This window comes from Paenibacillus sp. yr247, assembly GCF_900103825.1.
Taxonomy (GTDB): domain Bacteria; phylum Bacillota; class Bacilli; order Paenibacillales; family NBRC-103111; genus Paenibacillus_E.
In genome coordinates this window covers 298,820-317,801 of the sequence record NZ_FNIF01000004.1, presented here as the reverse complement: position 1 = coordinate 317,801, position 18,982 = coordinate 298,820, and the positions used below count along the sequence as shown (strand labels likewise).

Genomic DNA, 18,982 nt, shown 5'->3' with positions numbered 1-18,982 from the left:
CGATGAAAGAAGCAGTCATTGTATCAGTAACGCGCACAGCGGTCGGGCGTGCGAAGAAAGGCAGCTTCGCTCAAACACGAGCGGAGGATCTCGGTAAAGCTGTATTGGAGGAAGTTATTCGGCGTGCTCCCGGTCTCGACAAAGGGGACGTTGAGGATATCATCATCGGGTGCGCGATGCCCGAAGGCGAGCAAGGGCTGAACTTTGCCCGCACGATGTCACTGTATGCGGGCTTCCCGGTAACCGTGCCGGCGGTCACGGTCAATCGCTTTTGCTCCTCAGGGCTGCAAGCCATCGCATATGCGGCGGAGCGCATTATGCTTGGCCACGCGGAGGTGATTGTCGCCGGTGGCGTTGAGAGCATGAGCCATGTCCCGATGACGGGCTTCAAGCTCTCTCCGCATCCGGGGCTGGTCGAAAGCATGCCCGAGGTTTATATGGGCATGGGGCATACAGCCGAAGAAGTAGCGCAGCGCTTTGGCATCTCGCGCGAAGCGCAGGATGGCTTCGCGACGCGGAGCCATCAGAAGGCGGCTGCGGCGATTGCAGCCGGCAAGTTCGTGGATGAGATCGTGAAGGTAGAGACGAGCGTGAAGGGTGTCGATGAACGCGGTAAAGCGTTCGAGCGGAAGTTTGTGTTTGCCATGGATGAAGGGGTTCGTCCCGAAACATCCGTGGAAGGGCTTGCCAAGCTGAAGCCAGCTTTCAGCTTGGGTGGATCGGTGACGGCGGGCAACGCGTCACAAACGTCGGACGGCGCAGCGGCAGCTGTACTGATGAGCCGCGAGCGCGCGGAAGCACTCGGGTTGAAGCCGCTGGCCACGTTCAAGTCCTTCGCGCTTTCCGGCGTTGAGCCGGAAATTATGGGGGTTGGACCGGTGAAGGCGATTCCGAAGGCCTTACAGTTGGCAGGAATCACCCAAGACCAAGTGAAACTGTATGAGATCAACGAAGCGTTTGCTTCGCAATGTGTCCATATCATTCGCGAGCTCGGCTTAGACGAAGAATTGGTGAATGTGAATGGTGGCGCGATAGCCCTCGGTCATCCGCTCGGATGTACAGGCGCGAAGCTGACAACCAGCTTAATTCATGAGTTACAGCGCCGTGGCGGCGGATATGGCGTAGTATCCATGTGCATCGGCGGCGGGATGGGTGCTGCGGGCGTTTTCGAGGTTCACCCTGCATAACTGACTATAATAGAAGCGAGATTTATGTGGATGTGGTTGGTTTGAGGAATTACAATCCTCTATATGTAGGAAAAAGGCTCGAAATTCAAATTAGCGGAACGTGAATGCTCTATTCAAGCATAGCTTCGTGCTCATAAAAATTTACCCTTGTACAAATTAATTCAAAGGAGAGATGAACCATGACAGACAAAGTTGTAGGCGGGAGTTTTGTCATTTCGGATACGGATTTTCACAGTATAGTGACCCCTGAGGATTTTACAGAAGAACATCGCATGATCGCAGAGACGACACGTGATTTTGTTTCGGGGGAAGTGCTTCCTAATGATGAGCATCTGGAAAAGCTGGATTATGATTTAACCGTAAAGCTGATGCGCAGCGCGGGTGATCTCGGGTTACTTGGTGCAGATGTACCTGAAATTTACGGCGGTTTAGGATTGGATAAAGTGAGCTCCACGGTTATTAGTGAAAATCTGGCCCGCGCTTCTTCGTTTGCCTTGTCGATTGGGGCGCATGTCGGGATAGGTACACTGCCGATTGTCTTTTTTGGTACACCTGAACAGAAGAAAAAGTATTTGCCAGCCCTGGCCACAGGTGCAAAAATCGCAGCCTATTGTTTAACGGAGCCAACTTCCGGGTCGGATGCGTTGGGGGCTAAGACGACGGCCCGTTTGTCTGAAGACGGTAAATATTACCTTTTAAATGGATCCAAATTGTATATTACGAATGCGGGATTCGCTGATATTTTCATCGTTTATGCCAAAATCAACGGAACCGATTTCACTGCTTTTATCGTGGAGAAAGGTGATCCTGGCTTTACGATGGGACCGGAAGAGAAGAAGATGGGGATTAAAGGCTCGTCGACCCGTCCGCTCTTTTTTGAAGATGTACGCGTGCCGGTGGAGAACTTACTTGGGGAAATCGGTAAGGGCCACCTGATTGCTTTCAACATTTTGAATATTGGTCGTTACAAGCTTGCTACCGGTTGCCTTGGAGCTTCCAAAGAAACGATTGAATTAGCATCTAAATATGCGAATACCCGTCAACAGTTTAATACGCCAATCTCGCGTTTTCCATTGATCGGTAAGAAGCTGGCGGAAATGAACATTCAGACCTATATCTTGGAAAGTATGGTGTATCGAACGACAGGTTTGTTTGACAGCATACTCAAAGATATTGATCATACGAGTTTGGATGCCGGTAAACATTCCGCGAAAGGGATTTCCGAATACGCGCTGGAATGCTCGATTAATAAGGTGTTCGCTTCTGAAGTGTTGGATTTCGTTGCGGATGAAGGTTTGCAGATTCATGGGGGTTACGGATTTATCCAGGAATATAAGGTGGAGCGCATTTATCGCGATTCTCGTATTAATCGCATTTTCGAAGGTACCAATGAAATTAATCGCCTGCTCATTCCGGGTACTTTAGTGAAGAAAGCAATGAAAGGTGAACTGCCTTTGATGCAAAAAGCACAAGCGCTGCAAGCTGAGCTGCTTTCTATCATCCCAGGTCAAACGTTCGAGGGTACGCTGGCAGAAGAGGCGCATCTGGTGTCAATGGCTAAGAAAGTATTCCTTATGGTTGGCGGGCTGGCTGTGCAGAAGTATGGCATGGCGCTTGAAAAAAATCAGGAAGTTTTAAGCAATTTAGCCGACATTATGATCCAGATTTTCGCAGCAGAAAGTGGACTACTCCGTACGCAAAAGCTGGTTGACAAGGTAGGGGGAGAAAAGGCTAAGAATGCGATCCAAATAACAACGGTTTTTGTCCATGAAGCATTTGACAAAATTGAGGCATATGCGAAGGAAGCGCTCAGTACGATGGAAGAAGGAGATGTTCTTCGGACTCAATTGTCTATTCTGAAAAAGCTGTCCAGACGAAGCAGTGTTAACACGGTTGGTCTGAAACGCGACATCGCTGCACGTGTAATTCAGGGTGAGAAATTCATCGTATAGTCATCGATGTCAAGAACCTGAAGGGGATGGTTTTGTATGAGTGGGGCAAAGCCTTGGTTGCGTCATTATTCGCAAGAAGTGGCGCCGACTTACGAGTACCCTAAGCAAAATCTTGCACGTTTGTTGGTAGATTCCGCGGAAAAGTTTCCGGACCGACCCTCCATGTATTTCTTAGGGAAAACGCTGCGTTATCAAGAGGTACTTGACGCGTCTTATCGCTTTGCGAATGTTTTAAGGGAATTGGGTGTGAGTCCGGGTGATCGAGTGTCTATTATGCTGCCGAATTGTCCTCAGACCATTATCGCTTACTTCGGTACCCTCATGATGGGTGGAATCGTCGTCATGACGAATCCGCTTTATATGGAAAGAGAGCTGGTTCACCAGCTCTCAGATTCCGGGGCAACCGTAATTGTAACGTTGGATTTATTGTTTGATCGTGTGCAAAAGTCGAAGGGGAAAACGCCTATTCGACACGTTATTGTGACCTCGATTAAGGACTATCTACCTTTCCCGAAAAATGTCTTATATCCGATTAAAATGAAAAAAGACGGCGCAAAGCTAGATGTCACCTATGGCGATGGCGTTTATGCTTTTAAAAAGCTTCTGCGGGCTGCTTCTGGAGCTCCTGTTTGCGTGGATGTGAATGCAGATGAAGATATTGCTCTTCTTCAATATACGGGAGGAACGACGGGGATCTCGAAAGGGGTTATGCTGACTCACACCAATTTGATAGCAAATACGTACCAAACCAGTAACTGGTGCTATCGAATTCGGATAGGAGAAGAGCGTTTCTTGGGGGCAATTCCTTGTTTCCATGTTTTCGGTTTGACGGTATTGTTGAATCAATCGATGCTGCGGGCGGGAATGCTAATCCTCATTCCAAAGTTTGATATCAATCTGATTTTGGACACGATTAACACGATGAAACCAACGATTTTCCCTGGTGCGCCAACCATGTACATTGCCATAATCAATCATAAACGAGTGAAAGAAGTCGATATTTCTTCGATTAATGTTTGTGTAAGCGGTTCAGCGCCTCTCCCGTTAGAGGTACAAGAGCGTTTTGAAGCATTGACGGGTGGTAAATTAATCGAAGGCTATGGGTTAACAGAATCTTCTCCCGTTACGCATTCAAATCCCGTTTGGGGCTATAGGAAAATAGGTTCTATTGGGGTTCCTTTGCCGGATACGGATGCCAAGGTTGTCGATGTGAATACGGGAGAAGAAGTGCCCATAGGGGAAATCGGAGAAATTCTCATTAAAGGCCCTCAAGTGATGAAAGGATATTGGCAGCGTGAGCATGAAACTGCCTTAACAATCAAAGATGGTTGGCTTTATACGGGGGATATGGGGCGTGTAGACGAGGACGGTTTCTTCTCCATTGTTGATCGCAAGAAGGATTTAATTATAGCTGGAGGCTTTAATATTTATCCGCGTGAGATTGAGGAGGTTCTTTTTGAGCATCCCGCGATTCAGGAAGCTACTGTTGTGGGGGTACCGGATGAATATCGGGGAGAAACGGTGAAGGCATTCGTCGTGTTGAGATCAGGAATGTCTCTAACGGAGAAGGAGCTTGAGCTGTGGTGCCGTGAGCGATTAGCTGCATTCAAAGTGCCTCGAAAAGTCGAATTCCGTCCATCTTTGCCGAAGACGATGATTGGAAAAGTGCTGCGTAGGCAATTATTAGAAGAAGAGAAGAAAGCTTAAAAGCCTCTTCCTGTTTTATGAGAAAACCTCTATCGAGGCCATTCAAATATGGGTGACCGCGTCTAGATGGAGATTTTATCGCCAATAAGAAGCGGTTTTTGGGAACCAAAAACTTATACTTTCTTATGTGGACATAAGGGTTAGCCCTTTACAATAAGAGTGGAGGGAATCCTATGGATGATTTTAACGAACGAGTGAATAGGAGGCTGCAGCAATTAGCGGCATCAGCGGAGCCTACGTTTTGGGGCTTTCTTGGCTGTGAATTCATCAGTATGCAAGACCAGATCATCACAATTGCTTTGGATGCAAAGCCACATCATTTGAACCCGATAGGGATTGTTCATGGCGGAGTTCTTTCCTCCTTGCTGGACAATGCGATGGGAATTGTTGTCATGATGGCAAGGCCGGATGAAAAGGTTGTCACTACCAATCTAAATGTTCACTTCGTAGCACCGCTGTATGAGGGAAGGCTTTTAGTAACAGCCGAGCTTGTTCATCAATCCCGTAAGATGATAACAACCCAAGGTCGTGTGATTGACCGTGAAGGGAATTTGGGTACGATGGGAACAGGAACGTTTCGAGTAATTTAGATGGTGTGAAGTGTTTACACAGGGGCATGTGCTAAAGCATGCCTCCTTTTCGCGTGAGCTTACGTTATTAAGACTCGTTATAATGTAATATAACCTTACATTAAATCAGGATAAGTCATGTAAAATTCATATTTATTTAATTAATGTCATGTAATCTAACATAAATCCATTGACTGAATTGGCAAGGTCATCCTATAATCGTTTAAAAGGCATAAGGGGGATACACTATGCATCTTACCATTCGTGAGGCATTATCCATATATCCTTTAACAGAAGCGAAGCTAGTTGCTGGCAAGCAAGGGGAATCCCGTATCGTCAAATCAGTCAATGTGATGGACGCTCCTGATATTGCAGATTGGACGAAATCAGGTGAGATGCTCTTCACAACCGCTTTTGCTATGAAGGATAGTCCACAGGAAACGGTTCATTTACTTCGGAAATTAAATGAACGAGGAGCTGCTGGTCTAGGGATCAAACTGGGGCGGTTTTGGACGGAGCTGCCGCAGATTGTTGTAGACGAAGCGGATCGGCTGCATTTCCCGATTATTGAGATGCCTTTTCAATTTACGTTTTCCGATCAGATGAATGCTCTATTTAATGCCGAATACCGACGAAATACGAAGCTTTTACAAACTGTGCTTGAAAAGCAGACGAAGCTGATGCAGTTCGGTCTAAAACAGGATAATATGCTTTCCATGTTCCAATTAATAAGCGATATTCTAGGTTATCCATTAGCTATGGTCGGAGCCAGAGGGCAAATTTTATATAATACAAGTGCATGGAGCCATGATCAACTAGCCCAGAACTGGCCGTGGAAACGAAAGTCTGGCTGGGTGTATGCAGGTAAAGATCGCGCGTACCGGGTAGGATTGCATCAGCAAGACGATGAGCCTCTTGGACATTTGTTGATTATGCCGGATGCAGTGCTTCTTACAAATGTAGAGGAAGGCTTGTTCCAGCAAGCTGCGGATATCTTGACCTTCCATATGAGTTATACGTTTCGTTCTCATGTGGAAGCTGCCGCACAACGTGATATGCAAAACACACTTCTGCGCTATTTGGAGAAAGGGACGTCCCTAGAGGAATTCCTCGAACAGTCAGAAGCAAGAGGGTTATCGATTTTTACAGGAGCTTATCAATGTGTCATTAGCCAGAGTAAGCCAGGGAGCCTGGTGGATGAACAGCTCCAAGGGAAGCTCAAAAACCTAAAGCAGTACATGGAATTGCATCCCAAATCAAGCAGCCTACGAGGGAATCATTTTGTTTTCAAGGAGATGATGTTCTCGATCTATTCCACGAATCAAGTGGATGGTTTCCCGGAGGAAGAGCTGTCACAGCTTCTGACCAAGTACGCAGGGGATTCGGGATGCATTGAGGAAGCCGGTGAAATGGCCTTTTATACAAGCTCTACGAAATTAAAGCCAACAGCGTTAAGAGAAGCCTATATGGAATGTGTCGAGACGCAGCGAATGGCGTCCAAGCTTGAACTGCCCGATCGCGTACTTCATTTCGAAACGATAGAATTCGCGCATCTCTTCCAGAACGTGCCCTCGGCGATGATGGAAGATTACTGTGCCAAAATTCTTCGTCCATTACTAGAAAAAGATGCCGAATACTCGCAAGAAATGATTCGCACCTTAGAGGTGTTCATACGCAATGACGGTCAGGTGAGCGAGGCCGCTAAGCAATTATTTATTCATAGGAATACAGTTACTTACCGCTTGGAGAAGATTAGTGATCTCTTGCAGGTGGATTTCAAAAAGGTGAATGATCTATTAAAGCTAAAGGCTGTCTTCTTATTCCGCCAATTTTTACATGTTAGACAGTAAATATAAAACCCTGAGACGCTGCCATAGCGTTCAGGGTTTTCGTTTTTCCAAAGTAATCACCGTAATCTCCGGTCTGCACATTAATCGAATGGGGAGTGCAGTTGTACCAATGCCACGAGTGGTATAAACAAGCATCTTCGAATCGGGTACCTCTTGAAGCCCCTTCACGTAGTTCTTTCCTCCGAGTGGCGTAAAAACCGCACCTACGATTGGCAAACGGATCTGACCGCCATGTGAGTGACCGGACAATTGCAAGTCGATAGCGTAGCCGGCTGCTTGATCAGCGAAATCGGGACAATGAGATAGCAGTAGGGTAAACATCTTAGCATTGGCTCCGCTCAAGGTTTTCGCTATATCTGGTTTACCCGTCAGCATATCCTCAACGCCAGCAATCTGAATCGCTTGTCCTTTGTAGGTGATCGTCTGATAAGCATTAGCGAGTGTTTGAAAGCCTCCTTGGTACAGGATCGGGAGGGTATAATTCGTTCCAATCCATTTATCATGGTTTCCGAGCACGGCCCATTTTCCTAAGGGAGCCTCTAAGCTGCCGAGAAGTTGACTGGTTAATACAGGATCTTCACTAATGTCGGCATCGAATAAATCGCCAGTAAAACAGATAATATCCACTGTTTCATTGTGAATGAGCTTCACAACATGTTCTAAATCCTTAATGTCAAAGTAATGTCCTATATGCATATCGCTGAAGTGTAAGAGTTTAAGGCCGTGAAAAGCATTGGGGAGTCGTTCAAATGAGAGGGTAATGCGTGTGAACTCGTACCATTTGGGTTCTATGTAGCTAGAATAACTGCCGAGTAGACCACCAGAAGCTATAAAAGAGCCTGCAAGCACGGCGCCTTTCTTGAGAAAAGCACGTCTTGAGATCGGGGGTGGTGATTGCATAAGTTCCTCCTATGCTCTCCTGGATATATTTACAATTTCATTATACCAGTAAGGTAGAGGTATTTGCGAGTTGATCGATTTGCATAAGCTTGCAGCTTATTTTATAATGATTATTACTTAGATGGGAAGGGAGATGTTCATATGTCTGCATGGAAAGAGTTAACAACAGTAGAAGAGTGGCAGGAAGTTCTGGAACGCTCTTCCGAGAAACCGGCTGTCATTCTTAAGCACAGCACAACATGTCCAGTTAGTGCAAGCGCGCTCGATGAATACGAAGAGTATTTGTCCGGTAAACCAAATGGGGATGTTGATTATTTCTTAGTGAAGGTGATCGAATCACGTCCTGTATCCAATCAAATTGCGGAGGATCTTGGGATCAAGCACGCGTCACCGCAAATTCTATATTTTAAAAATAAAGAATCAATTTGGAATACTTCACACTGGTCGGTTACAAACAAACATATCACAGCTGTTTTAGATTAATTTTCACGAACAAATCTATGCAAAAAAAGCCCTTAGCTGCTGCCTATTTCCTAATAGGTGGACCTCCTAAGGGCTTTTTTATGACTACAAACTATTGAACAATGTTTAAAAAGGATTGGCAAGCCGAGGATCCTCCTATATACTTATTTGGCAACAACAAGGTATCTATCAAGCAAGGAGTTTCTCAACATGAATGCCATGAATAAAACCAAAGTACCTATCCCCATGTTTCTTCTAATCGGCATCATTGCCATCTCATTTTCATCCATTTTTGTTAGATGGTCAGATGCACCTGCCTCTGTTATCGCGATGTACCGTCTTCTCATGACGAATGCTTTAATGCTGCCATTTTTGTGGAATTATAGGGAAGAGATTGCTAGAATTCCTCTGAGGGATTGGCTGAGAACAGCGTTATCCGGAATCGCGCTTGGTTTACATTTCTTATTTTGGATGGAATCTCTGCGCTATACGACAGTTGCAAGTTCAACGGCTATTTTAACATTAGAGCCGATTTTTGTGCTGCTCGGAGCGTTTCTTCTTTATGGACAACGGACAAGCCGCGCTGCTTTGATCGCCATGTGCGTAGCTATTGTTGGCGCCATTTGTATTGGATGGGGAGATTTTCAGTTCTCGGGTAAAGCGCTAAACGGGGATTTGTTATCCCTTGTTGGAACAATTGCTGTTGCTTTACATATGCTTCTAGGCAAAAGTTTGAGAGAACACATATCTGCCTTTGTCTACAGCTTTTTTGTATTCTTATTCGCAGGTCTTGTTCTTGCAGTCGCTAACGTGTTCATAGGTGCATCTTTCACAGCATACCCAGTAAAAGAGTGGGGTATTTTCTTGCTATTGGCGATTGTTCCTACGGTATTTGGTCATTATGTATTTAATTGGCTGCTTAAGTATATGAAGGCTTCTTCCGTTTCGATGACCGTCTTGGGTGAACCGCTTGGCGCCACTTTGTTGGCCTATTTTTTGCTAGGAGAAACGATCACAACAGTTCAGCTCTTAGCAGGATGTCTACTGTTAGTTGGTGTAGGCATGTTTTTACGCAGTAACGAAAAGCAGTAAGTTTTTTTGAATATTAATTGAACGAAGGTAAAATAAGCAGTCGGCAGAAAAGCTTTCCTACATGGAGGGATATCGTGAGATTTCGTGATTTTCATCGTAATGTCAAATTAAGAATTGGTCTTTCCTTTTTATCCGGTACGGCCAATAATATGGTTCTTCCGTTTATGTCGATCTATTTTTCCGGAAAATTAGGGGATACGAATGCGGGTCTTGTCATTATTCTAGGCATCCTTGCAGGGGTTGTCTCTGGGATTATCGGCGGCTACTATGCAGATCGGATTGGGCGTAAGAAGCTAATGCTCACCGCGGAAATTGGTTGGATGCTCTGTTTCATGGGAATGGCATTGTCCAACTCGCCTTGGCTTGAATCTCCTTGGATGACCTTTGTTCTAATGATTTTGGTTAGTATGTTTTGGGGGATTCATAGTCCGGCGAATGAAGCCATGCTGCTTGATGTTACGGCTCCGGATGTCCGGAAATTCATGTACGCCATCATGTACTGGATGAACAATTTATCTTTTGCTATTGCAGGACTTGCGGGTGCTTTTTTATTCAAATCTTACTTGTTCGAGCTGTTCATTGGCTTGTCCGTGATTGGCTTGATTACTCTCAGCGTGACCTATTTCTATATTGATGAAGTCTATCAACCACAAACGGCTAGCGGGAGCGGAAGCAGCCGGAAAGGGAATCAATCAATGTGGGTCAATTATCGAATGGTGTTTCGCGATAAGACGTTCATGATTTTCACAATGGCCTCGCTGCTGCTTGTATCCGTTGAGTTTCATCTTGGTAATTATGTCGGTGTTAGGCTGGGAAAAGAGATGGTAAATGTACCCTTCTTCCCATGGGTGGAGACATCTTGGTCTATCGACGGTCTGAAAATGCTAGGCTTTATCCGAACTGAAAATACGGTGCTCGTTGTTGTTCTATCCGTCCTAATGGGGGTATTGATGAGGCGCTTTTCGGATAGCAAAGTACTGTTTATAGGCTACACTTGTTATATTTTGGGCTACAGCTACCTCGCCTACAGTAACCAACCATGGCTGCTGCTTCTCTCGATGTTCATTGCAACGGTTGGCGAGCTGATGTATGTGCCGATCAAACAAGCCTATCTGGGCAACATCGCGCCTGACCATGCCAGAAGCTCTTATATGGCTTTATTTGGAATGGTGTATAAAGGGGCAATGCTGCTTGGTGGTTTTGGTGTGATACTTGGCGGATGGGTAGCTTCGTGGATCATGGCGTCTCTTATCGGGCTTAGCGGCTTCGTTGGCATGGTCATGTTCTATGCGATCCTAACCCAATTGGAAGAACGTAAAGTGAAGGCAGAGATTAGACATAAGGTTTCTTCTACAAGTTTTACGGTTTAAAGCGATCGAGCTCGGCTGATGTTTGTAAAATGGCTCTTAAAGGCACTTACAGCCACACAAACTGAGCAGGAGCTCATATTCATGTGGCTGTAAGGCTTTTTTATGTGGGCTGAGATGTTAGACAGGGAGTTGTTATTTTTTCTCCGCAGCAAACTCTGCTTTGATTTTACTTAATAGCTCAGGACTGTTGAGTACTTCATACGCTGTGTAAGCTAGCGCTTTGGCCGTGAAAATCATGGCATTAAGCGCGGGTTCCTGCATCGCAAGATCACGAAACTCCTTGGTATGCAGCATGTGTTTCTCGTCTACTACTTTGACGAAAGGATGAATCGTCGGGCACTGGGTGGATACGTTACCTAGATCGAGGGAGCCGTGGTCCTTACCAATTTCAATGTCTTTCGGTTCAATACCCATAGCGAATAATTGTTCAGTGAATACAGCTGATAAAGTCTCATTCGTTAGAAGCTCGTCATACGAATACTCGTAGAAGGACGTTTTAAGTGTACAACCGGTTTGTAAGGCAGCGCCCTCAGCGCAGTGGAGTACCTTCTGGACGAGCTCGTTAGTATAGGTACGAGAGGCGGAACGAACATAGAATTGAGCGACTGCATAGTCAGGAATAATATTGGGGGCTTTGCCGCCTTCACTAATAATGCCGTGAATACGCGCGTCAGACTTGATTTGTTGGCGCAGCGCGTTAATGGAATTAAACAGCTGAAGCACGGCGTCAAGCGCATTAATGCCTTCATACGGTTGTGCAGCGGCATGAGCTGAACGACCAAAAAATTCGTACTGGATAGCATCCATGGCCAACGATTCACCTGACTTCTCATACGTATAGTACGGGTGCGCCATCAGAGCGATATCTACATCCTCGAACAGTCCTGCCGCGGCCATTGGCACTTTGGCGCCCTTAGTTTCCTCTGCAGGCGTTCCATAGACGCGTATACTGCCGCCTGTTTCTGCAAGGACAGATTTAAGACCAATGGCTGCGCCTATGCTCATCATACAGATAAGGTGGTGACCGCAGGCATGACCCAGGTCTGGTAAGGCATCATATTCAGCTAAGAAGGCAATAACGGGTCCAACTTTGCCGGAATCATAGGTAGCTATGAAAGAGGTTGGAATATCTAAGACCCCGCGTTCGATTTGGAAGCCATGATAGGCCAGTTCTTCGGTTAAGCGAGCGGAAGCCTGAAATTCTTCATGTCCAAGCTCCGGGTTCGCCGCTATAAAGCTGGAAATCGCTTTGAATCTGTCCGCGTTGTTATCAATGGTTTGGGTAATGGTGGATTTCATAAGTAAGAAGGCTCCTTTGTTGAATGGTTCTTAGCTCCATTGTAGTATAAAGGAGGGCAAACTACCACTTTACAGTTCTCTGGGTTACAATTAGAACACAGTTAAAAGTAAGCGATTGTATGCGTAAAATATAGGTTTTCTTTGAAACCGTTCAGGGGGAATATCAGATGATGAAATATGGGGACGAACACGTTGAACACCGATTTACTTTATCTTTCACAGAATCAGAGATAAGAGGGCAATGGCGGGACATTTTCCTGGGTATACATAAAGAGGCTGGCGAGGAGTTTCCGGAGGATTTAATTGATCCATCTATTCTTGTTATCTGCAATTTGGAAGGAGAAATTGTTCAAATTGTCCTTCATGACGAAGGCTGTGATTGTGAATTTCAATTTACATTTTCTGAAAAGGCGCAAATTGAAAATTATGTTCAACAGCATGTAAACGTTTAAAAAACTTACGAGTGACTAGTGAGAGTGTCCCTTCCCAAACTGGGCGCTGACGCATATACTATCCTATGTCAGGCTTTAGGGAGAGGATAGGAATGGAAAAGGCGATCAATTATTTGGCATTTGGCGATTCACTAACCGTTGGTTTTGGAGCTCCGGAAGGTCATGGATTCGTATCTATCTATCGGCAGAAGGTAGAGCATTTGCTGAAGGTTCCTGTTCAATTGAAACACGCTGGCACGAATGGTGCCACAACTAGCCAATTGCTGGAAACGATTGAGTCCGATCCACAAATTCAAAGGGACGTCCAAGAGGCGGATATCATTACGATAACAGCAGGCGGTAATGACTTAATACAAGCGGCTATTCCTTTCTTTTATGAAGGTGATCCTGTTTACTTAAAGTCTGCGCTTCAAACATATGAAACGAACTATAGGAAATTGTTGGTACAAATAGAGGCGCTGCGGAAAGGAATTGAGAAACCCTTTTTAATGGTATTAATCGGGTTGTACAATCCATTGCCACAGGTACCTGATGCTGCTTATTGGGTCCAGCGATTCAATCTATTTCTTCGCAAATTGGAGCAGCCGCATATTCATATTGTTCAAGTGTATGACGCATTTGTTGGGCAAGATATGCGATATTTATCTGAGGACGCCATCCATCCTAATGAACAAGGGTATGATGAACTGGCACGTCAAGTTGAGAATGCGGTTTCTCTCCATCACCTTCAGCAGTTGGTCCATTAATTAAGAAGAGATGACATACCGAAATATTGAGAAGAAATGACAGGCGCTACCTGCGAGCACGAAAATATGCCAAATGGCATGGTGATAAGGAATGCGCCGCCATACATAAAAAATGGATCCAAATGTATAAAACAGTCCGCCAACGACAAGCCACACAATACCGCCGAAGGGCAGGTTTATATACAATGGCTTAAAGGCAAGAACGATCAACCAGCCCATGAGAATGTAGCAAAGGGTTGAAATCAAGATAAATCGTTTTACGTAAAAAAATTTCAAGACAATTCCGGCAAGCGCTAAGCCCCAAATAACCCCGAAGAAGGTCCAACCTAAAGGGCCTCGCAACGTGACGAGTAAATAAGGCGTGTAGCTGCCTGCGATTAATAGATATATAGCGGAATGATCGAGAAGCTCGAACACATCCTTCAAACGGGGATGCCTTATACTGTGAAGCAGTGTTGAACAGGTATAAAGTGTGACTAGCGTGGCTCCAAAGATGCTAAAGCTCACAATGTGCCAAGCATTGCCATGCAGACAAGCATGAACGATGAGCATCACAAGGGCAGCAATGCTTAATAGCACACCAATCCCGTGGCTGATAGCGTTGGCTTTCTCTTCACGAATGGAATATTCCATGGGTATCCCTTCTTTTGCACGTATATTTTCTACTACCTAATAGATTGGACGATGATAAGATGTTTTTACCTTCATTTCAACTGCAAAATAAAATTGCTCTTGTCACTGGAGCAGGAAGAGGCATTGGCAGAGCGCTGGCGATTGGGCTTGCTGAGGCTGGGGCTGACGTAGCGCTCTTCGCACGAACAGCTAGTGATATTGAGGAAGTAGCCCAAGAAATTCGTGCTTTGGGAAGAAAAGCCTATCCATTCCCTGTTGATGTCACAAACAGGGAACAGATTGAAGCAGCTGTAAATCAAATCATTGAACAGGCTGGACGTCTGGATATTCTAGTGAACAATGCCGGCATGAATATTCGCAGTCAAGCACTGGCGGTAACGGATGAGGAATGGGACACCATTATGCAGACGAATCTCAAATCTGCCTTCTTGTGCTCACAAATTGTTGGTCGTCACATGCAGCAAAGAGAATATGGAAGAATTATCAATATTGCTTCTGTTGCAGGACAGGTTGCCCTTCGTACGGGCGTTGTATACGCAGCTACCAAAGCAGCTATGATCCAAATGACCAAGGTGCTAGCGCTTGAGTGGGGTAAACATGGGATCAATGTGAATAGTATCGGACCTTGGTATTTCAAAACGCCATTAACCGAAAAAATTCTCAATAATCCTGATTACCTGGCAGAAATTATTGCCCGAACACCTTTGCGGCGAGTTGGTGAGCTTGAAGAGCTGGTAGGACCTGCTGTATTTTTCGCTTCGGATGCTGCGAATTATGTGACGGGTCAGACGCTGTTCGTGGATGGCGGTATGACAATCTATGGTTTCTAAGGCGAACCTGTTATTTTGAATGATTGAGCTTTTAGTCTATTTCTATTATACTGTACACAAACAATCCATAGAATATGTTATTTTCGAGGACAATTCATTCAAGGACGGCATTACGATAAAACCTAGTAGACTTTATGAATGGGTAGATCAAGCAGGCAAGCTGCCCAAAACCGCGTCTCCGTCTCCTGCAGACTTCGAATGTGCGTTTGAACCGGTAATTCAAGGTGGGGATGATATTGTTTATATCGGGCTTTCCTCCGAGTTATCTTCTACGATTCAAAATGCCACCATTGCAGCAGAGGGTTTTCCGGATGGCAGGGTAACGGTTATTGATTCAAGGAATCTATCAACAGGGATCGGTCTTCTCGTATTGAAGGCGGCGTTGGAGCAGCTCTGACATTAAATCAATGATCGTACCGCTGATCTCCCAGATTGAAGTTGAATTCATCATCGATACATTAGAATATCTGCATAAAGGCGGAAGATGTTCAAGTGTTCAGCATTTTATTGGGAGTTTGTTGAAAATTAGACCTATCGTGAAAGTGATCGATGGCGCTATGATATCGACAGACAAGGTAAGAGGCAAACGGGAAAAAGCACTCCTTCAGCTTTTGGACAATGCCTTAGCGCAAAAGGACATCATGGACACAGAGTTTCTTTTTGTAACTCATTCCTTGGCATCTGAAGAAGCGGCATACGTTAAACAGCAGATTGAACAACAAACGAAGGTGAACCATGTACATATTACCGAAGCCGGCTGCGTAATATCTAGCCACTGCGGCCCTCTTACGGTAGGTATTGTTTTCGCCAAAAAATAAGAAATGAGTGGACACATAATGACGGCAATCAAGATTATCACAGACAGCAGTTGCGACCTTCCCAAAATGATTGTAGATGAGCTAGGGATAATGATCGTTCCATTATCCGTACATTTTGGAGAAGAGAGCATGCCACCTCACATGGAGCTATGTGATTTTTATGCGAGAATGAAAATAGAGAGCGTACTGCCTAAGACGTCAAGTCCGTCACCGCTGCATTTCCTCGCAGAATATCAGAAAGCTGAGGTAGATCAGGATATTCTTGTTATCAGTCTTTCGTCTGCTCTAAGCAGTACCTACCATCATGCGGTAATGGCCAAAGAAATGCTGCTTGAAGAAGGTTATACAGGTCGTATTGAGGTGATCGATTCAAAGACAGCTTCACTTGGTCTTGGCGTACTCGTCTATAAAGCAGCCAAAATGGCCGAGGCGAAAGTCCCTTTTGAAAAAATGATTAACGTGATGCGACAATCGGTGGCTTCTTCAAGTACTTTCTTCTTTTTAGATTCGTTAGAAAATGTAATTAAAGGTGGACGACTTGATAGAGTACGTGGAGCAGTTGCATCTGTGCTGAATATTAAGCTTTTAATGAAAGGCAGTGAAGAAGGCTCTATTGAAGTGATGGAGAAAATCCGCGGCACCCAGCAAGCCTTGAAACGAATGATCGCCAAAGTGGGAGAGAGTATCCACGATTACGATAAAGATGTGATTGCTGTGGCGCACAGTAATTGCGAGGAGAGAGCGCGCGAAGTTCTGAATCAGCTGCTGGCGAAATATCCTTTCCGCAATGTGCTATTTTCTAATATGGGGACTGTTATTGGTACGTACGCAGGTGAAGGCGGCGTTCTGATAGCTTACTAGATTTAAAAAGACACCTGTTCACCGATCCTTTATGATCTGTGAACAGGTGTCTTTCTTTATTTTATACAGGATAATTGGTTGTCACAATTTCTTGATCTTCGGCAGATACTAGAGGAGAAAGTTCACCTGCAGCCATCAGCCACAATTCATGAAGTGCACGTGTACAACCCACGTACAACAGCTTGGCATCCATGAAGGTTGCTTCGTAATGCCCAGATGTAACATCCATGAGCAAAACGGCATCAAATTCTAGTCCTTTGGTCAAATAAACAGGAAGAACCGATATTCCGCCGCGGTATACACGCTGTTTAGACGTAATGAGATTCGTTTCAATGCCGGCGACTGTCAAAGCATCATGCAGTTCCTGTGCTTGCTTTTCCGTACGAGTTACAACGGCTATTGTGCTGGATGTTCCTTGCTGCAATGTTGTAATAGCATGCTGAAGCAGTGGCAAGCGTCCTTTGAGATCTGTCTGCAGCACACGTACTTTGTTGCCGCTGCGGAACACAGGAGCAGCGAGGAGCGGGTTCTCGACGCCTCGTTTCAGCACTTGATTGGCAAACTGAATGATTTCCATCGTGGAACGATAGCTGCGTTCAAGCTCGAAATAACCGGTTACGTCATCTTGAAATAAACTGGAGAATTCCTTCCAATCCGTGATGCCTTGATAAGCGTGGATCCCTTGAGATAAATCACCTAATATCGTAAACGAGCTATTTCGTGTATAACTATCAAGGACGGCCACCTGGAAAGGTGAAAAGTCTTGCGCCTCATCGATCACAACATGGTCGAATAACCGATCCGAGGGAATGCCGTAAAGGCGCGTATAAATATAAAGGAGTGGAGCGAGATCTTCGAGCTGCACTTCTTTTTTCTTGAAAAGCTTTTGCGAAGCTGTGACAATAGGCTCTGGGATTTGGTTGAGTAAATCTACAGGCAAGCTGTCAGGACGGCCCTTATCTGTGAACAGCATTTTGTAGAAGCTGAATGCAGAATGTTCGGGCCAACCCGTCAGGTACGTACGCAGTCGCTGAGATGCTTTCTTTTTCAGCTCTTTCTTCCGGCTTTGCTCCCAAATCTTGTCGAGCTGCATTTCCATCCAACGTTTGATCCGAGCAATCGCTCGCTCGCGGCGTTTCACAAGCGGATAATGCTTGTTCTCTACGAAAAACCATTCACGAATTGAAGTAATCGGCAGTGTAGCTCCTTCCCACGGTATGAAATCAGCCGCAGGGACATAAGACTCCTCGAATTTGGTTAGACAATTATCTAAGTATTCCCTGAAATCAATGGACCCTTTAAATCGTCCCGGCGCGTGATCGTCTACTGGAGGTCTTTTGCTGCCAAGCGAGAACCAAGTTTGAAGCGTTAATGTCTGGTCAGCCAATTTCACTTCTTGCTCGAGCACATCAAGTGCCCAGTCTGTGAAAGTGCTTTGCTGGATATTACCTACACCCAATTCAGGAAGGACACCGGAAATGTAGTCGAGGAACATGGAGTTAGGTGCAAAAATGATCATCCGTTCTGCGCGAACCTGTTCGCGGTATTGATAAAGTAAGAAGGCAAGGCGATGCAGAGCTACAGTTGTTTTACCGCTTCCTGCGACCCCTTGAATAATCAGTGCCGTATTCTTAGCTGCGCGGATAATGCGGTCTTGTTCGGCTTGGATTGTCGATACGATATCGCGCAGTTTATTATCTTTATTTTCGCCAAGACGATAGAGCAAGAACTCGTCGCCAACGGCCAAGGAGTCTGCGTTGCGATCATAGGTATCTACGACGCGTTGGAGAATTTGCTTACGGACGACGAGATTGCGCTTCAGATAAACGAGGCCCTCAATGAGTCCGTCCGGTGAATCATAAGAAGCAGCGTCCAGTCCGCCGGTAAACGAATAGAAAAGACTGGCTACCGGAGCCCGCCAGTCGATGACGAGCAATTGTCCTGTTCGCTCATCCTCAACACCCGATTTACCAATATAGAGGGGAGAGACTGAAGCTGTTCCTGTCTCTTGGAAGTCAAGGCGGCCGAAATACGGTTCATCGACGGCTTTAGCTAAATTATGTCGGCCATTCTCACGTGCGACCTCCAGGGCTTGTTCCGTTAAATCCGGACCGTAATAAACAGGAGTCGCCCTAAGTCGCTTGAGCTGTTTGTCAATTTCGATATTCGTTTGTTCGAGACGATGTAATTCTTCTTGATAGGCACTTTGAGTCTTTGTGTCCAAGATCAGTTACCTCCTAAGATCAGATGGTGT

Annotated in this window: 18 protein-coding genes; 14 read left to right on the top strand and 4 right to left on the bottom strand. The window is 45.4% G+C overall.

Annotation, left to right across the window (positions count from 1 at the left end; genetic code table 11):
- Positions 1-2 precede the first annotated feature (2 nt).
- The 5 genes from BLT91_RS12330 (at position 3) to BLT91_RS12310 (ending at position 7,265) form a co-directional block, all read left to right on the top strand.
- The gene (locus BLT91_RS12330; RefSeq protein WP_090821170.1) at positions 3-1,187 is read left to right on the top strand and encodes an acetyl-CoA C-acyltransferase; all 1,185 of its coding nucleotides are present in this window, start codon (positions 3-5) and stop codon (positions 1,185-1,187) included.
- Between the two features lie 179 nt (positions 1,188-1,366).
- Positions 1,367-3,139, top strand: coding sequence for an acyl-CoA dehydrogenase family protein (locus BLT91_RS12325; RefSeq protein WP_090821168.1), 1,773 nt, complete (start codon positions 1,367-1,369; stop codon positions 3,137-3,139).
- A gap of 36 nt (positions 3,140-3,175) precedes the next feature.
- Positions 3,176-4,846, top strand: coding sequence for a long-chain-fatty-acid--CoA ligase (locus BLT91_RS12320; protein ID WP_090821166.1), 1,671 nt, complete (start codon positions 3,176-3,178; stop codon positions 4,844-4,846).
- A 173-nt stretch (positions 4,847-5,019) separates the two neighbouring features.
- Positions 5,020-5,436 carry a PaaI family thioesterase gene (locus BLT91_RS12315; protein ID WP_090821164.1) on the top strand — a complete coding sequence of 139 codons (417 nt, stop codon included), beginning with the start codon at positions 5,020-5,022 and terminating at the stop codon, positions 5,434-5,436.
- Between the two features lie 227 nt (positions 5,437-5,663).
- The gene (locus BLT91_RS12310) at positions 5,664-7,265 is read left to right on the top strand and encodes a PucR family transcriptional regulator (RefSeq protein ID WP_090821162.1); all 1,602 of its coding nucleotides are present in this window, start codon (positions 5,664-5,666) and stop codon (positions 7,263-7,265) included.
- Positions 7,266-7,295: 30 nt separating this feature from the next.
- On the opposite strand, the gene BLT91_RS12305 is transcribed toward BLT91_RS12310, so the two are convergent.
- Positions 7,296-8,165: a metallophosphoesterase gene (locus BLT91_RS12305; RefSeq protein ID WP_090821160.1), complete on the bottom strand. Its 870-nt coding sequence runs from the start codon at positions 8,163-8,165 to the stop codon at positions 7,296-7,298.
- Positions 8,166-8,306: 141 nt separating this feature from the next.
- Between BLT91_RS12305 and ytxJ the strand changes: the two genes are divergently transcribed.
- The 3 genes from ytxJ (at position 8,307) to BLT91_RS12290 (ending at position 11,089) form a co-directional block, all read left to right on the top strand.
- The gene (ytxJ, locus tag BLT91_RS12300) at positions 8,307-8,648 is read left to right on the top strand and encodes a bacillithiol system redox-active protein YtxJ (RefSeq protein WP_090821158.1); all 342 of its coding nucleotides are present in this window, start codon (positions 8,307-8,309) and stop codon (positions 8,646-8,648) included.
- Positions 8,649-8,837: 189 nt separating this feature from the next.
- Positions 8,838-9,719: a DMT family transporter gene (locus tag BLT91_RS12295; protein ID WP_090821156.1), complete on the top strand. Its 882-nt coding sequence runs from the start codon at positions 8,838-8,840 to the stop codon at positions 9,717-9,719.
- Between the two features lie 17 nt (positions 9,720-9,736).
- Positions 9,737-11,089, top strand: a complete 1,353-nt coding sequence (locus BLT91_RS12290; RefSeq protein WP_368086794.1) for an MFS transporter — start codon at positions 9,737-9,739, stop codon at positions 11,087-11,089.
- 132 nt (positions 11,090-11,221) lie between these two features.
- On the opposite strand, the gene BLT91_RS12285 is transcribed toward BLT91_RS12290, so the two are convergent.
- The gene (locus BLT91_RS12285) at positions 11,222-12,388 is read right to left on the bottom strand and encodes a M20 family metallopeptidase (RefSeq protein WP_090821152.1); all 1,167 of its coding nucleotides are present in this window, start codon (positions 12,386-12,388) and stop codon (positions 11,222-11,224) included.
- Between the two features lie 167 nt (positions 12,389-12,555).
- On the opposite strand from BLT91_RS12285, the gene BLT91_RS12280 reads away from it, so the two are divergent.
- Together BLT91_RS12280 and BLT91_RS12275 are read left to right on the top strand one after the other, a co-directional pair.
- On the top strand, positions 12,556-12,840 hold the full coding sequence (locus BLT91_RS12280) for a hypothetical protein (protein ID WP_090821150.1): 285 nt from the start codon (positions 12,556-12,558) through the stop codon (positions 12,838-12,840).
- Between the two features lie 92 nt (positions 12,841-12,932).
- A complete protein-coding gene (locus tag BLT91_RS12275; RefSeq protein WP_175532266.1) occupies positions 12,933-13,586 on the top strand; it encodes a GDSL-type esterase/lipase family protein in 654 nt (217 codons plus the stop codon).
- On the opposite strand, the gene BLT91_RS12270 is transcribed toward BLT91_RS12275, so the two are convergent.
- On the bottom strand, positions 13,587-14,219 hold the full coding sequence (locus BLT91_RS12270; RefSeq protein WP_090821146.1) for a PAQR family membrane homeostasis protein TrhA: 633 nt from the start codon (positions 14,217-14,219) through the stop codon (positions 13,587-13,589).
- A 59-nt stretch (positions 14,220-14,278) separates the two neighbouring features.
- Between BLT91_RS12270 and BLT91_RS12265 the strand changes: the two genes are divergently transcribed.
- From BLT91_RS12265 to BLT91_RS12255, 4 genes are read left to right on the top strand one after another with little or no spacing between them, the layout of a single operon-like run.
- Entirely contained in the window at positions 14,279-15,049 is a 771-nt protein-coding gene (locus tag BLT91_RS12265; protein ID WP_090821145.1) for an SDR family NAD(P)-dependent oxidoreductase, read from the top strand.
- A 19-nt stretch (positions 15,050-15,068) separates the two neighbouring features.
- Positions 15,069-15,446, top strand: a complete 378-nt coding sequence (locus BLT91_RS32820; protein ID WP_254776909.1) for a DegV family protein — start codon at positions 15,069-15,071, stop codon at positions 15,444-15,446.
- A 10-nt stretch (positions 15,447-15,456) separates the two neighbouring features.
- Positions 15,457-15,867 carry a DegV family protein gene (locus BLT91_RS32815; protein WP_254776908.1) on the top strand — a complete coding sequence of 137 codons (411 nt, stop codon included), beginning with the start codon at positions 15,457-15,459 and terminating at the stop codon, positions 15,865-15,867.
- An 18-nt stretch (positions 15,868-15,885) separates the two neighbouring features.
- Positions 15,886-16,728 carry a DegV family protein gene (locus BLT91_RS12255; RefSeq protein WP_090821143.1) on the top strand — a complete coding sequence of 281 codons (843 nt, stop codon included), beginning with the start codon at positions 15,886-15,888 and terminating at the stop codon, positions 16,726-16,728.
- Between the two features lie 61 nt (positions 16,729-16,789).
- On the opposite strand, the gene BLT91_RS12250 is transcribed toward BLT91_RS12255, so the two are convergent.
- Entirely contained in the window at positions 16,790-18,952 is a 2,163-nt protein-coding gene (locus BLT91_RS12250; RefSeq protein WP_090821141.1) for a HelD family protein, read from the bottom strand.
- Positions 18,953-18,982: the final 30 nt, after the last annotated feature.

Coding starts and splice junctions, on each gene's coding strand:
- BLT91_RS12265 (WP_090821145.1), top strand. CDS start 14,279: ATGTTTTTACCTTCATTTCAACTGCAAAATAAAATTGCTCTTGTCACT.
- BLT91_RS12325 (WP_090821168.1), top strand. CDS start 1,367: ATGACAGACAAAGTTGTAGGCGGGAGTTTTGTCATTTCGGATACGGAT.
- BLT91_RS12310 (WP_090821162.1), top strand. CDS start 5,664: ATGCATCTTACCATTCGTGAGGCATTATCCATATATCCTTTAACAGAA.
- BLT91_RS32820 (WP_254776909.1), top strand. CDS start 15,069: ATGATTGAGCTTTTAGTCTATTTCTATTATACTGTACACAAACAATCC.
- BLT91_RS12320 (WP_090821166.1), top strand. CDS start 3,176: ATGAGTGGGGCAAAGCCTTGGTTGCGTCATTATTCGCAAGAAGTGGCG.
- BLT91_RS12285 (WP_090821152.1), bottom strand. CDS start 12,388: ATGAAATCCACCATTACCCAAACCATTGATAACAACGCGGACAGATTC.
- BLT91_RS12275 (WP_175532266.1), top strand. CDS start 12,933: ATGGAAAAGGCGATCAATTATTTGGCATTTGGCGATTCACTAACCGTT.
- ytxJ (WP_090821158.1), top strand. CDS start 8,307: ATGTCTGCATGGAAAGAGTTAACAACAGTAGAAGAGTGGCAGGAAGTT.
- BLT91_RS12280 (WP_090821150.1), top strand. CDS start 12,556: ATGATGAAATATGGGGACGAACACGTTGAACACCGATTTACTTTATCT.
- BLT91_RS12315 (WP_090821164.1), top strand. CDS start 5,020: ATGGATGATTTTAACGAACGAGTGAATAGGAGGCTGCAGCAATTAGCG.
- BLT91_RS12295 (WP_090821156.1), top strand. CDS start 8,838: ATGAATGCCATGAATAAAACCAAAGTACCTATCCCCATGTTTCTTCTA.
- BLT91_RS12270 (WP_090821146.1), bottom strand. CDS start 14,219: ATGGAATATTCCATTCGTGAAGAGAAAGCCAACGCTATCAGCCACGGG.
- BLT91_RS12305 (WP_090821160.1), bottom strand. CDS start 8,165: ATGCAATCACCACCCCCGATCTCAAGACGTGCTTTTCTCAAGAAAGGC.
- BLT91_RS12330 (WP_090821170.1), top strand. CDS start 3: ATGAAAGAAGCAGTCATTGTATCAGTAACGCGCACAGCGGTCGGGCGT.
- BLT91_RS12255 (WP_090821143.1), top strand. CDS start 15,886: ATGACGGCAATCAAGATTATCACAGACAGCAGTTGCGACCTTCCCAAA.
- BLT91_RS32815 (WP_254776908.1), top strand. CDS start 15,457: ATGATCGTACCGCTGATCTCCCAGATTGAAGTTGAATTCATCATCGAT.